Consider the following 13,296-nt stretch of genomic DNA (forward strand, 5'->3'; position numbering starts at 1 on the left):
GGCTCATCGCCGATGTCTGCTCTTCGCGTCGCCGTACCCAACAAGGGCACACTCTCCGAACCCGCGAGCGAGATCCTCTCCGAGGCCGGTTACCGGCGCCGCACCGACACGAAGGACCTCACGGTCGTCGACCCGGCCAACAACGTCGAGTTCTTCTTCCTGCGGCCCAAGGACATTGCGATCTACGTCGGGTCGGGTCAGCTGGATTTCGGGATCACCGGACGCGATCTGGCCGCCGAATCGGATGCGCCGGTGCGGGAGCGGTTGGCGTTGGGCTTCGGCTCGTCCTCGTTTCGGTATGCGGCCCCAGCCGGACGCGATTGGCGGGTCGAGGATCTGGCGGGTAAGCGGATCGCGACGGCGTTCCCGAACCTGGTGCGAAAAGACTTGGCGGCGCACGGCATCGAGGCGACGGTCATCCGGCTCGACGGCGCGGTGGAGATTTCCGTGCAGCTCGGCGTCGCCGACGCCATCGCCGATGTGGTCGGCTCCGGCCGCACGCTGGCACTGCACAACCTGGTGGCCTTCGGCGACTCCCTGTGTGATTCCGAGGCGGTGCTGATCGAGCGCGACGGCGCACCGGACAGCCCCACCGGCGCTCAGTTGGTGGCCCGTGTACAGGGTGTGGTTCGCGGCCAGCAGTACCTGATGCTCGATTACGACTGCCCGCGCAGCGTCCTCGACAGGGCGACTGCGGTGACTCCCGGACTGGAGTCGCCGACGATCGCTCCGCTCGCCGACCCGGCGTGGGTGGCGGTGCGGGCTCTGGTGCCGCGTCGCGACGTCAACAAGATCATGGATGAACTCGCCGCCATCGGCGCCAAGGCGATCTTGGCCTCCGACATCCGATTCTGTCGCCTCTGATTCGACGGGAACCCGCGCGGCCTGCGTGTTAGCGTCCGGAGGTCCACAACACCGGAGGTCGCCATGACGCAGGTCCTGATTCTGGTACTCGCAATGCTGATCGGCGTCATCGCTGGCCTGCGCGCACTCACCGCCCCCGCGGTGGTGTCCTGGGGCGCACTGCTGGGGTGGATCGACGTGGACGGGAAATGGTCGGAGTGGATGGCACATCCCATCACCGTCACCGTGTTGACCATCTTCCTGCTCGTCGAACTGGTCACCGATCAGCTTCCGAACACTCCCAGCCGCAAGACGACTCCTCAGTTCGCCACGCGTCTCATCACGGGCGCCTTCGCAGGCGCGGTGATCGGCAGTGCGTACTTCCACACGTTCAGTGCGCTCGGCGCGGGTGTCATCGGCGCGGTGCTCGGCACGATGGGCGGCGCGGCGGCACGTCAGCATTTCGCCGACCTGCGCAACGGTCAAGACCGCCCGGGCGCGATCCTCGAAGACGTCGTCGCGGTCGGCGGCGGCTTCCTGATCGTGTTCCTGGCCAGCCTGGTGTGAACAGATGCCGTTTGAAATGGCTGAAGTGACAGAACGATTCGACGCGATCATCGTCGGTGCCGGGCAGGCCGGACCACCCCTGGCGGGCCGGCTCACCGAGGCGGGGCAGACGGTCGCGGTGATCGAACGCAAACTCGTCGGCGGGACGTGCGTGAACTATGGATGCATCCCGACCAAGACGCTGGTTGCCAGCGCGCACGCCGCCCATCTTGCCCGCCGCGGCGCCGAATACGGCGTCAGCACAGGCGATATCCGCGTCGACATGGCGAAGGTCAAGGCACGCAAGGACAAGATCGTGGTCGGCGACCGCGACGGCGTCGAGTCCTGGCTCGAAGGCATGGACGGATGCACGTTCATCCGCGGCCACGCCCGCTTCTCCGATCCCCACACGATCCGAGTCGACGACCGGGTGCTGTCAGCGGACAAGATCTTTCTCAACGTCGGCGGTCGCGCCGTCGCACCTGATATGCCCGGGCTCGCCGACATCGACTACCTGACCAACGTCGGCATTCTCGAACTCGACACGGTTCCCGAACATCTCGTCATCATCGGGGGTAGCTACATCGCGCTGGAGTTCGCGCAGATGTACCGGCGTTTCGGCGCCGGGGTCACCGTCGTCGAGAAGGGACCACGGTTGACCTCGCGCGAGGACGAGGACGTCTCGGCCGCGGTCAAAGACATCCTGCAAGCCGAGGGCATCAACGTGGTCCTCGGTGCCGACGCGATCCGATTCACCAAGACCGACAGCGGCTTCGAGGTCATCCCGAGTGACGGCGCGGCGCCCATCGCGGGAACCCATCTGCTCGTCGCGGTCGGCCGCACCCCGAACACCGACGACCTGGGCTTGGAGAATGCCGGGGTCGAAACGGACTCGCGCGGTTATATCGTCGTCGACGATCAGCTCCGCACCAATGTCGAACACATCTGGGCCATGGGTGACTGCAACGGCAAAGGCGCCTTCACGCACACGTCGTACAACGACTTCGAGATCGTCGCGGCGAACCTGCTCGACGACGACCCGCGCCGTGTCAGCGACCGCATCACCACGTATGCGCTCTACATCGACCCGCCGTTGGGCCGGGCCGGGATGACCGAGGCTCAGGTGCGTAAGTCGGGGCGAAAGGCGTTGGTCGGCAAGCGCCCGATGACCCGCGTCGGCCGTGCGGTGGAGAAGGGGGAGACGCAGGGCTTCATGAAGGTCGTCGTCGACGCCAAGACCGAGCAGATCCTCGGCGCGGCGATCCTCGGCGTCGGCGGTGATGAAGTGATCCACTCGATCCTCGACATCATGACCGCCAAGAAGCCCTACACCGCGATCTCACGCACGATGCACATCCACCCGACGGTCAGCGAACTGGTGCCCACGATGCTGCAAGAGATGACGCCGCTGACCTAAGGCCGGCGATCGCATATCGTCGAGGAATGCCCACCGCCGTGTCGAACCTCGATGCGCTGATCGCCAAGGACGAGATCCGCGATCTCGTTCTTCACTACTGTCGCGCGATGGATCGCGGCGACGTTGGATTGGCCGCCTCCCTGTACGAGCAGGGCGCCCGCGACGAACACGGCTTCAACCCGACAAACACCGCCGACGAGTTCGTCGACTCGATAGGGGCCTTACTCGGGGGGCTGGCGGCATTGCAGCACAACGTCACGAATCACCTCATCCGGATCACCGGCCCCGATACCGCCGAGGGGGAGGCCTACGTGGTCGCCTACCACCGTGCCGAGCGTGATGGAGTCGGGCATGTGCTGATCACCGGCGGCCGCTATCTGGACCGTTACTCAAAGCGGGAAGGTCAGTGGAAGTTCGCCCACCGCAAATGCGTCGCCGATTGGACACACGAGTTCTCGTCGCCGCTAGTCACCGATGACAACAACCCGGTGTCCGGCAAGCTGGCCAACGGGCGCATGGACGCACAGGACCCTTCGTATGCGTTCTTCACCGCGTTTCCGCGCGAACAACGTGGGTGACCTACGAGGCCGCAGGGGATGACGCCGCGGCAGTGACCGACCGTCCGACGATGAACTGCCTTGTCACCAAAGCGAATCGGTGACCGAGGTGACGGCAGGTGGCGACATCGGCGGGGTGGACCGCCTCGGGTTCGGCGTCGACGTCGGTCTGTGCGCCGGCGCCGAGGAAGAAACCCAGTCGGTTGAGGTCGTTCTCGCTCGCATGCGAATGATTCCAGCCGGGGGGCAGGCCGAGGCTGACCCAGTGCATGTGATGTTGTGCGGCGAACACCGCCAGCGAGACAAGGGTGTTCAGCTTGTCGCCGCTCTTGCCGCCGGAGTTGGTGAACCCGGCGGCCACCTTGTCGCGCCAGGCGCCGGTGACACAGCGCCGTCCGGTCTTCTCGGCGAAAGCCTGGAACGCCGCGGAGACGTTGCCCATGTAGGTGGCGGTGCCGAACACGATGCCGTCGGCCGAGTCGAGAACGTCCCAGTCGGCGTCGGTGATGCGATCGACGGCGATCGGCGTGACGGCCGCACCGGCGTCGCGCGCGCCCCCGACCACGGCTTCGGCGAGCGTTGCGGTGTGCCCGAAACCCGAGTGGTAGGCAACCGCCACCGCGGGAGCGGCGATGTCAGATCCGTTGTGTGTCATCTCAGTTCGCTCCCGTCGGCGAGTTGTTGATCTCAGCGCGCCTGGTCAGCCAGTCCGGCAGCGGTTCGTGCTCCAGGTGGGCCTGCAGGCGGTCGAGATAGGCGTGGGTGCCGCCGAGGAAGCCGCCGGCGTTGCGCACGCCGAGCCCGCGGTGGGTGAACCGCAACAGGGTGCCGGATCCGTCGGGGGTCAGTTCGTAGCGCACGGTGCTGTCCTCGACGATCGGTTGGCGCCATTCGTGTTCCAGGACGTACGGCGGGTCCCACACCAGGATGCGCCCTGTCACGCGCATCCGGTCGGGTGGCAACGGCGGTCCGGTGGGCACCATATCGATCGTGCCGCCCTCGCGCGGTTCGATCGTGGTCGCGCCCAGCCATTCTCGGCGTTCGTCGGGATCGGTAATGGCCGACCACACCGCCTCCACGGGGAAGGGCAGCCGGCGCTCGAAGGTCAGGACGGCGCGGTCGCCGTCGACGGTCAGTCGGCCGTTGCGGTCACTCATCGGAACTCCCGTGTTTGGCTTCCAGGTGGCGTTCGAGGGCGTCGAGGTGGTCGGTCCAGATGCGCCGGTAGCGCGCGATCCAATCGTCGATCGCCATGAGGCCGTCGACGCGCAGCGCGTAGATGCGGCGCTGCGCGTCGGGCCGGACCTCCACCAGCCCGACCTCGCGAAGGACCCGCAGATGCCGCGACACCGTCGGCTGGGTCAGCTCGGGCAGGCTCGCGACCAGTTCGCCCGCCGTGCGTTCACCGTCGACGAGCTGGTCGAGCAGCGCGCGCCGGCTCGGTTCGGCGACCGCTTCGAAGACGTCCATGCGGCTAGTATTGCAGAACATCTATATAGATGCAAACGCATACAACTCAGGTTGTGGGGAACGGGTTGTGTTCGGCGATGAGCTTCTCGATCCGGGCTTCGTCGAGCCGGACCCGGATGGTGGCGGCTTCCTGTTGGTCGCGGATCACCTTGGCCAGCGTGAACGAACTGGTGACCAGGAAGAGGGCGGTCATGGCGAGGAACAGTCGCTGCCACGGGTCCAACGGCAGGAAGAGGATGCCGCCGAGCATGCCGAGCAGGCTCACGCCGAAGGCGATGGCGGCTTGCAGGAAGTAGGCGGCTGTGGTCCGAGCGGTGGTTGGTGTGTCCATGTCGCCAGCGTGCAGGCACAGCAGACGGTGTGGGTAGGTAGAACTACCCGAGCTTCCGGTTCGCCGCGCGCCTTGGGCGCAGCTTGGTCAACTTGACGCTCACCCACGGTGCGGTGTGCGCAACGGTGTGCCCGGAGTCCTCGCCCCGCGGGGATCGCCGGCGCCCTTACGAGGTCGAACTGCCAGTGGAGATCGGTGGTCACGGGCGCCGTTGCACCAACAACGTCTGCGCCGAGGTGCCGATGAACCCCTGCCGGTCGAAGAGCTCCGCCGTGGTCACCCCGATGCCGTCCGGGCCGATCGAGCCGCGGGCGCGCACCGCGAAGTCGTCGCCCGTGGGCAGTCGGTGCAGATGCACAGCGGTGTCGGTGTTCATGAACACAAACGACTCCGGGTCCAACGCCGCACCTGCGCCGTTGGCGCTGTCCACGACCATGGCAAGCCGCTGCAACGCCGTTGTCGGCTCCGAATCAACAAGTGGGACAAGTGGACTCAGCCACACGACATTGCCCGTCTCGCCGGTTTCGTGTTGCCGGCGCCAGCTGACCGTCTCCAGATAGCCTTTGGCGCCGACCCAGCCGTGGGGAATTTGTGCCGCCTCGCCCTCGACGAGCGGGGGATAGCGGTCGGTGGCCGCGTCGGCGGTGTCGCTGGTCGCCAACAGCCATGCCGTCACGCGGGCAACCGCGCGCCGTGTGCCGTCGGGCCGGGTCTGCAACATCTCGGCGGCCATCAGTGAGATTCGGGCGCCCGGACGTTCGACCCACGCCCGGACCCACACCTTCTCGACGGATATCGCGCCCAGGATGTCCAGGGTCAACCGACCGATGCGCAGTCCGGAATCGGCGGCCAGTTCCTCGATGCGCCTGGTCATCAACGCCAACGGCGGTGAGCCGTGCTGAATGTCGGGATTCCAATTGCTGCGGGTGCCGTCGGTGGACTCGAAGATCTCGAACTCGTCGTCCGTGCCGATGCGCCGGTAGTGGCAGTCGATCATGCCTCGGCTCCCGCTCCCTCCGGTCCTCGCTGCGCTGCGATCCTTGCTCGCGGTCGCCTTCGGGCGATCACGCGGCAGGCTCCGCGGCGCCAAGCACGATGTCCTCGGCGGTCGGCGACCCCTCGTCGGGTGCCTCGGGCCAACCCGGATACGGCGGCGGGGTACCGCCGAACACGGGGCAGTGCGCGTGGTGGGCACACCAGTCGCACATCGCCGAGGGCTGCGGGCGGAAATCGCCTGTGGCCCCGGCGTTCTGAATGGCCCGCCAGATAGCGGTCAGGGTCTTCTCGAACCGCAGCAGCTCCTCGAGGTCCGGGGTGTAGTCGAGGATCTGACCGTCGGCCAGGTACAGCAGCCGCAGCCGTGCAGGCAACACGCCGCGCGAGCGCAGCAGCGCCACCGCGTAGAACTTCATCTGGAACATGGCCTTGAACTCGGCCAGTGCGCGCGCTTCGGGCGGCGCCTTGCCGGTCTTGTAGTCGACCACCCGCAGCTCACCGGTCGGGGCGACGTCGATGCGATCGACGAAGCCGCGCAGCAGCGTCCCGTCCGCGAGCTCGACCTCGACGCGCTGCTCACAACTGTCCGGGTCGAAGCGGGTGGGATCCTCCAACCGGTAGTAGCCGGCCAGCAGCGCGCGCGCCTCCGTCAACAGCGCGGCCCGCACCTCGGGGGCGAATTCGTCGGCGATGCCGGGGTGCTCGGCGACGATGCGGTCCCAGGCCGGCTCCACGAGCGTCATCGCGGTCTCCGGACGGCGCTGAGCGGCCGGCAGCGCGTACAGCTGCTCGAGCGCCGCGTGCACCACCGAACCGCGCACCTGGGCGACCGAGGACGGTTCGGGAAGCCGGTCGATCGCGCGGAAGCGGTACAGCAGCGGGCACTGCTTGAAGTCGGCGGCCCGCGAGGGAGACAGCGCCGGGCGTCGACGCTCCTGCTCACCCCGGTCGTTCATAGCGCCAGCCTAAGACCGGTGTCCGACAACCCCCGATACCCGCGGCGGCGCGTCAACTGGCAGGCTGAACGACTGTGCCAAGGACCGGTCCGTTCGCCGTCGGCGATCGGGTGCAGCTCACCGACGCCAAGGGTCGTCACTACACGATGGTGTTGGCGCCCGGCGGTGAGTTCCACACCCATCGCGGCGTCATCGCCCTCGACTCCGTGATCGGGCTGCCCGAGGGCAGCGTGGTCAAATCCACCAACGGCGACCAGTTCCTGGTGCTGCGGCCGCTGCTCGTCGACTACGTGATGTCGATGCCGCGCGGCGCCCAGGTGGTCTACCCCAAGGACGCCGCCCAGATCGTGCACGAGGGCGACATCTTCCCCGGCGCCAGGGTGCTGGAGGCCGGGGCCGGCTCCGGCGCGCTGACGTGCTCGCTGCTGAGGGCCGTCGGCCCGGAGGGCCGGGTGACCTCCTACGAGGTCCGCGAGGACCACGCTCACCACGCCGAGCGCAATGTCGCGACCTTCTTCGGTGAGGCCCCGGCGAACTGGGAGCTGGTGATCGCCGACCTGACCACCTACAGCGGACCGGAGGTCGACCGCGTGGTGCTCGACATGCTCGCTCCCTGGGAGGTGCTGGGCACGGTCGCCGACGCGCTGGTCGCCGGCGGCGTGCTGATGGTCTACGTCGCGACCGTCACCCAGTTGTCGCGAGTGGTCGAGGCGCTGCGTGAGCAGCAGTGCTGGACCGAACCCCGGGCGTGGGAGAGCATGCAGCGCAACTGGCACGTCGTCGGCCTGGCGGTGCGCCCACAGCACACGATGCGCGGCCACACCGCGTTTCTGGTCAGCGTGCGCAAGCTGGCGCCGGGGGCGGTGGCGCCGATGCCGCTGCGGCGTAAACGGCAGCTCGGCAGCTGAGTCGGCGGGCTGGTTCCCCCTCGGCGAGTGCGATCAACCCGTGGGGGCGCGCGTCATTCGTCGGTGCTGCGCTGCAGGCCGCGGCGGGCCGACAACAGCTCGAACTCCGGGCGAGCGGCCACCAGACGCTCGGCCGCGTCGAGCACCTCGACGACATGCCCGCGGTCGGCGGCCACCAGAGCCACCCCGATGTTGGCCCGCCGGTGCAGCTCGTGGGCGCCGGTTTCGGCGGCTGCAACGGCGAACCGGCGGTGCAGTTCGGCGATCACGGGCCGGATCGCGGAGCGCTTCTGCTTGAGCGATCGCACGTCACCGAGCAGTAGGTCGAATTCGAGCCAGCCGATCCACATCGGCGGCTACGGCGTCGGTGTGGGCGTGGGGGCCGGGCCGAACTGCAACAGGGCGTCGGTCGTCGAACGGGTCAGCTGCCACTGGTTGTCGGCGAGGCGGAACTGCATCGGGAACGTGAACTCGCCCGCCGCCGGATTGGCGGTCCGGACGGTGATCGTCGCCTGCACGACGCCGTTCGCGCCGTCGGACCACGTCAGATCCCTGGCCTCGAAGGTGGCCGGCGCGTAGCCGCCGTCGCGCAGCGCGGTGGCGAACTTGTCCATCGATTCACCGTCGGCCGCGGTGGCGTCCTCGATCAGGTAGAGCTTCTCGGCTCCGGGAACGTTGGCGTCGGCGATGCGCGCCAGCACGTCGGTGAGCGCCTCGGGCGGCGGCAGGGGCGCGCTCGTGGACCCTGGGTCCGGCGCCGGCACCGTCGGTGACGTGGCGACCGGCGGCGGCTCGGTCGCGGCGGGGGGTGGCGTCTGCGGCTCGTCGGCGCCACATCCGCAAAGCCCGAGCGCCGCCGCAAATGCGACGGCGCTCAGGACTGCGAAACGAGTGGTGCGACGCACCGGGCTGCTAGCCGACGGCGGCCAGCAGCGCCATCAGCGACTGCTTGGCCATCTGCCAGCCGGTCGGGCTCGGGCCCGGAACGAACTGGATGTTCTGGCTGGCCGTGCCGCCGGTGGCGGAGGTCGCGGTGACATCGGCCGACACCACGGGGCCGTTCTGGTCGATGTTCGCCAGCGCGAAGGTCAACGGGAACTTGCCTTCGGCGGCCGCCTCACGGAGCTTGGTGTCGGCGACGCGGCTCTCGATGCGTCCGATGCCACCCTGGATGTACGGCGCCTTGCTGGCGGCGGTCCCGGATGTGCCGAGCGCCTGCAGCGTCTGAAGAAGCGGGCCTTCGAGTTCGGGAGCCGGTGCCTGCGGCATCGGGATGTCCCAAACGACCGGGGTGACGGTCGGTGTGGCGGCCAGATTGGGGGATGCAATTGAAGTCACACCCGCCGCGGCGCCGCCGACGACAGCGACCGCTGCGACGCCGGTAACGAGGGCTTTCAGGGTCACGATTTTCCTTTCGATCGGCCCAACACATCAGAGAGGTTAACAGTGGTGCAGGTGTGTCGAATTGCTACACCGCACACAAAGGCTGAATCGCCGGTAGCTTTGAAGTTGTTACTGCACCAACTCTCGGTGCGGGGAGGGGCGCAATATGAGTGAATCAGAGCGTTCTGACGCTTTCGCGGAGGGTTTTGACGCCCGAGGATCCGGCTTGTCCAGTGAGGACGCGGCCGAGCTCGAGGAGCTCCGCCGGGAGGCCGCTGTCCTGCGAGAGCAGTTGGAGAACGCGGTAGGCCCCCAGAGCGGGTTGCGCAGCGCCCGCGATGTCCACCAGCTCGAGGCTCGCATCGACTCGCTCGCCGCCCGCAACGCCAAGCTGATGGAGACCCTCAAGGAGGCCCGTCAGCAGCTGCTCGCATTGCGCGAAGAGGTCGACCGCCTGGGACAGCCGCCGAGCGGCTACGGCGTGCTGCTGGGGGTTCAGGACGACGACACCGTCGACGTCTTCACGTCCGGACGCAAAATGCGGCTGACGTGCTCGCCGAACATCGACACCAAGTCGCTCAAGCAAGGTCAGACCGTCCGTCTCAACGAGGCCCTGACGGTCGTCGAGGCCGGCAACTTCGAGGCGGTCGGCGAGATCAGCACCCTGCGCGAGATCCTGTCCGACGGACACCGCGCGCTGGTGGTCGGGCACGCCGACGAGGAGCGCATCGTCTGGCTCGCCGAGCCGCTGGTCGCGGCCGAGGACCTGCCCGAGGGGTACGACGACGACCTGGCCGACGACAGCCGACCGCGCAAGCTGCGGCCGGGTGATTCGCTGCTGGTCGACACCAAGGCCGGATACGCCTTCGAGCGCATTCCCAAAGCTGAGGTCGAGGACCTGGTGCTCGAGGAGGTGCCCGACGTCAGCTACAACGACATCGGGGGCCTGGGTCGCCAGATCGAGCAGATCCGCGACGCCGTGGAACTGCCGTTCCTGCACAAGGAGTTGTACCGGGAGTACTCGCTGCGCCCGCCCAAGGGTGTTCTGCTCTACGGTCCGCCCGGCTGCGGTAAGACGCTGATCGCCAAGGCGGTGGCCAATTCGCTGGCCAAGAAAATGGCCGAGGTCCGTGGCGACGACGCCCGCGAGGCGAAGAGCTACTTCCTCAACATCAAGGGTCCGGAGCTGCTGAACAAGTTCGTCGGTGAGACCGAACGTCACATCCGGCTGATCTTCCAGCGTGCGCGGGAGAAGGCCTCCGAGGGCACCCCGGTGATCGTGTTCTTCGACGAGATGGACTCGATCTTCCGCACCCGTGGCACCGGTGTGAGCTCGGATGTGGAGACGACGGTTGTGCCGCAGCTGCTTTCGGAGATCGACGGTGTCGAGGGACTGGAGAACGTCATCGTCATCGGCGCCTCCAACCGCGAGGACATGATCGATCCGGCGATCCTGCGGCCAGGCCGCCTGGACGTGAAGATCAAGATCGAGCGTCCGGATGCCGAAGCGGCGCAGGACATCTTCAGCAAGTACCTCACCGAAGAACTGCCGGTCAACGAGGACGACCTCGCGGAGTTCGACGGCGACCGGTCGCTGACGATCAAGGCGATGATCGAGAAGGTCGTCGACCGGATGTACGCCGAGATCGACGACAACCGCTTCCTCGAGGTGACCTACGCCAACGGTGACAAAGAGGTCATGTACTTCAAGGATTTCAACTCCGGCGCGATGATCCAGAACGTCGTCGACCGGGCCAAGAAGTACGCGATCAAGTCGGTGCTGGAGACCGGCAGCAAGGGTCTGCGGATCCAGCATCTGCTGGACTCGATCGTCGACGAGTTCGCCGAGAACGAGGACCTGCCCAACACCACCAATCCCGATGACTGGGCACGGATCTCGGGCAAGAAGGGCGAGCGGATCGTCTACATCCGCACGCTGGTCACCGGGAAGTCGTCGAGCGCCAGCAGGGCTATTGATACCGAGTCCAACCTCGGCCAGTACCTGTAGCTCGTCCGCTCCTGGTGGCGCGAGCGTGCGTGTTTGCACGCGGCACGCCCGCGGTTATGCAGCAATTCGCGCACGTTCGCGCGCGTCGAGGGATACCGTCGCGTCATGTCCGAGGACGACCTGTCGGTCACGGACGGTGTTTTCGGCAAGCGGTACGGCGAAGTGCTGCTCGTCAAGTCCACGCCGTCCGGCGCCGAAGCCACGGTGTACAACACTTTTCCGCTGAACGATTGCCCGGCCGATCTGTGGAATGCGCTCGACGCGAAGGCCATCGCCCGGGAGAACGGCGCCGTAGCCACCTTGCTCAACGGCCCGCGGTACTGGCTGATGAGCAGCATCGGCAAGAGGGGCCGGGAGACATTGGAGCGCAAGAGCTTCGGTGGAATCGAGATGCTGCGGCAAGCCACCGTCAAGCTCGCGTCGATGAACCCGGCCCCCTATCAGCTGACCCGGTTGGACCGTAAGGCGGTCTTCACGTTCGATGCGGGTCGGGAGATCTATGAACTCGTCGATCCGGACGGCCGGCGGTGGGTCATGCAGACGTTCAGCCAGACGGTCGACCCGTCGCTGTCGCTGAGCGACCTCCCCGGCCTCGCGGGCAGGCTGTCGCTGCCCGAGGGCTGGACGTATCAAGCGCGCATTCCGACATCGCCGCTCGTCGTCGACACCGCCACCGAGGACGCCTGCGTGACGCAGGACGATCTCGCCAACAGCTATTCGTTGCAGGCGTAGGCGCGGTAGGCGTCTCGGCCGGCAAGGCTGACCGCGACGTCGGCGATCAGCGGCTCGAAGAAGCGCTCGCGATACAGCGGGTCCACGCTGGTGCTGACGGTGAAGTACAACCCGGACAACACGGCGACGAAGAGCGATACGTGCACGATGGTCTGCGGGACCGGCACGTTGACCCCGAACCACGTTCCCGGACAGGGCGGTTGGCCGACCGGACATGTCTGCTCCGACGCCCACAGGACCGCGACGTCGTCGGGGACGGCGACGATACCCAGTGCGAGAAAGAAGGCGAACAGTCCAGCCGTGAAGAACACGACCTGGATCGTCTGCGAAAACACCATCACCGCAACGACGTTGATCTGTTCGGCCAGCGACAGCGGCGTGCGTTCCAGCCGGGTTCCGGGCTCGACGGCCAGCGGTGTGCCTTCGAGCAGCTTGGCCGGATCGTCTTGTTCGGCGCGATCTTCGCGCAGCGCCCGAACTTCGTCGCGAATCGTGGTGACCACGAAGATCAGCGCGACCAGCGCCAGGAAACCGATTGTCTGCCAGAGCCGTTGACGCGGCATGCGGGCGGCCAGCTGCCACAGCTCGCCGGTGAAGTAGACGACGACAGTGAGCATCAACAGCGGCAACGCCCGGCTCATGAGTGTTCCGAGCGCACCGAGTTGTACCCAGGCGAATCGCAGCGCCCACAGAGCGATCGCCCCGATGCCGAGATAGGTGAGCCATATCGCGACCACGGCGACGACCGCGAACCCCACCGCCTCGACAGCCGCGATGCCCGAAAAGCCGCTGTCGGCGAACGGAAGCCCCAACACGAACACGGCCATCACCACCAACGCCGCCGACCGTCGTCCGGCCTCACCGCGCGCGGTGCCGATGCGGTGCAGCAGATGTAACCCGAAGGGGGCCAACACCAACAGTGCGGTCAGCACTCCCAACCGGATCGCGTAGCCAATGTCCGGATCATTTCCGGTGAGATCGGCCAGCAGCATCGTCAGCGAGATCACCGCTCCGACACCGCTGACCATCGGGGCGGAGCGTTCGATCAACGCGCCGGAGCGGACGCGTCGGGTGAGGACCAGCGGCAGACCGCGATGCAGGAACCAGTCGTGCACCCGACGCATGTCCGACACGGGCATATTGTGCGGG

General features: G+C 67.1%; 17 protein-coding genes. 7 read left to right on the forward strand and 10 right to left on the reverse strand.

What is annotated here, in order from left to right; translation table 11 throughout:
• Positions 1-12 precede the first annotated feature (12 nt).
• The 4 genes from hisG (at position 13) to AU197_RS18630 (ending at position 3,384) form a co-directional block, all read left to right on the forward strand.
• Positions 13-864, forward strand: coding sequence for an ATP phosphoribosyltransferase (hisG, locus tag AU197_RS18615; RefSeq protein ID WP_064404206.1), 852 nt, complete (start codon positions 13-15; stop codon positions 862-864).
• 63 nt (positions 865-927) lie between these two features.
• The gene (locus tag AU197_RS18620; RefSeq protein ID WP_064404208.1) at positions 928-1,410 is read left to right on the forward strand and encodes a DUF4126 family protein; all 483 of its coding nucleotides are present in this window, start codon (positions 928-930) and stop codon (positions 1,408-1,410) included.
• Between the two features lie 16 nt (positions 1,411-1,426).
• Positions 1,427-2,806, forward strand: a complete 1,380-nt coding sequence (locus AU197_RS18625; protein ID WP_064404211.1) for an FAD-containing oxidoreductase — start codon at positions 1,427-1,429, stop codon at positions 2,804-2,806.
• A 26-nt stretch (positions 2,807-2,832) separates the two neighbouring features.
• Complete coding sequence (locus AU197_RS18630) at positions 2,833-3,384, forward strand: nuclear transport factor 2 family protein (RefSeq protein WP_064404213.1); 552 nt, start codon at positions 2,833-2,835, stop codon at positions 3,382-3,384.
• A 1-nt stretch (position 3,385) separates the two neighbouring features.
• On the opposite strand, the gene AU197_RS18635 is transcribed toward AU197_RS18630, so the two are convergent.
• The 6 genes from AU197_RS18635 to AU197_RS18660 all read right to left on the reverse strand — a co-directional run bounded on the left by AU197_RS18635 (position 3,386) and on the right by AU197_RS18660 (position 7,116).
• Positions 3,386-4,018: a flavodoxin family protein gene (locus AU197_RS18635; RefSeq protein WP_064404215.1), complete on the reverse strand. Its 633-nt coding sequence runs from the start codon at positions 4,016-4,018 to the stop codon at positions 3,386-3,388.
• A 1-nt stretch (position 4,019) separates the two neighbouring features.
• Entirely contained in the window at positions 4,020-4,520 is a 501-nt protein-coding gene (locus AU197_RS18640) for an SRPBCC family protein (RefSeq protein ID WP_064404216.1), read from the reverse strand.
• Positions 4,513-4,833, reverse strand: coding sequence for an ArsR/SmtB family transcription factor (locus AU197_RS18645; protein ID WP_064404218.1), 321 nt, complete (start codon positions 4,831-4,833; stop codon positions 4,513-4,515). Before AU197_RS18645 ends, AU197_RS18640 begins: the two co-directional genes overlap by 8 nt.
• 46 nt (positions 4,834-4,879) lie before the next feature.
• Positions 4,880-5,164, reverse strand: a complete 285-nt coding sequence (locus AU197_RS18650) for a YiaA/YiaB family inner membrane protein (RefSeq protein ID WP_064404220.1) — start codon at positions 5,162-5,164, stop codon at positions 4,880-4,882.
• Between the two features lie 199 nt (positions 5,165-5,363).
• Positions 5,364-6,161: a thioesterase family protein gene (locus AU197_RS18655; RefSeq protein WP_064404223.1), complete on the reverse strand. Its 798-nt coding sequence runs from the start codon at positions 6,159-6,161 to the stop codon at positions 5,364-5,366.
• Positions 6,162-6,228: 67 nt separating this feature from the next.
• Positions 6,229-7,116: a RecB family exonuclease gene (locus AU197_RS18660; RefSeq protein ID WP_064404225.1), complete on the reverse strand. Its 888-nt coding sequence runs from the start codon at positions 7,114-7,116 to the stop codon at positions 6,229-6,231.
• A gap of 74 nt (positions 7,117-7,190) precedes the next feature.
• On the opposite strand from AU197_RS18660, the gene AU197_RS18665 reads away from it, so the two are divergent.
• Positions 7,191-8,024: a tRNA (adenine-N1)-methyltransferase gene (locus AU197_RS18665; protein ID WP_064404227.1), complete on the forward strand. Its 834-nt coding sequence runs from the start codon at positions 7,191-7,193 to the stop codon at positions 8,022-8,024.
• A gap of 53 nt (positions 8,025-8,077) precedes the next feature.
• Here the strand turns inward: AU197_RS18665 and AU197_RS18670 are convergent, their stop codons facing one another.
• From AU197_RS18670 to AU197_RS18680, 3 genes are read right to left on the reverse strand one after another with little or no spacing between them, the layout of a single operon-like run.
• Positions 8,078-8,374, reverse strand: coding sequence for a DUF503 domain-containing protein (locus AU197_RS18670; RefSeq protein ID WP_064404230.1), 297 nt, complete (start codon positions 8,372-8,374; stop codon positions 8,078-8,080).
• Between the two features lie 6 nt (positions 8,375-8,380).
• Positions 8,381-8,929, reverse strand: coding sequence for a lipoprotein LppK (gene lppK / locus AU197_RS18675; RefSeq protein WP_064404232.1), 549 nt, complete (start codon positions 8,927-8,929; stop codon positions 8,381-8,383).
• Between the two features lie 7 nt (positions 8,930-8,936).
• Positions 8,937-9,428, reverse strand: a complete 492-nt coding sequence (locus AU197_RS18680; protein ID WP_064404234.1) for an MTB12 family secreted protein — start codon at positions 9,426-9,428, stop codon at positions 8,937-8,939.
• A 145-nt stretch (positions 9,429-9,573) separates the two neighbouring features.
• Between AU197_RS18680 and arc the strand changes: the two genes are divergently transcribed.
• Both arc and AU197_RS18690 read left to right on the forward strand, forming a co-directional pair.
• Positions 9,574-11,415 carry a proteasome ATPase gene (gene arc / locus AU197_RS18685; RefSeq protein WP_064404236.1) on the forward strand — a complete coding sequence of 614 codons (1,842 nt, stop codon included), beginning with the start codon at positions 9,574-9,576 and terminating at the stop codon, positions 11,413-11,415.
• Positions 11,416-11,520: 105 nt separating this feature from the next.
• The gene (locus tag AU197_RS18690) at positions 11,521-12,147 is read left to right on the forward strand and encodes a hypothetical protein (RefSeq protein ID WP_064404237.1); all 627 of its coding nucleotides are present in this window, start codon (positions 11,521-11,523) and stop codon (positions 12,145-12,147) included.
• Here AU197_RS18690 and AU197_RS18695 read toward each other — a convergent pair.
• Positions 12,129-13,286, reverse strand: a complete 1,158-nt coding sequence (locus AU197_RS18695) for a hypothetical protein (RefSeq protein ID WP_064404239.1) — start codon at positions 13,284-13,286, stop codon at positions 12,129-12,131. The genes AU197_RS18690 and AU197_RS18695 overlap by 19 nt on opposite strands.
• Positions 13,287-13,296: the final 10 nt, after the last annotated feature.

Source organism: Mycobacterium sp. IS-1590 (genome assembly GCF_001500025.1).
Classification (GTDB): Bacteria; Actinomycetota; Actinomycetes; order Mycobacteriales; family Mycobacteriaceae; genus Mycobacterium.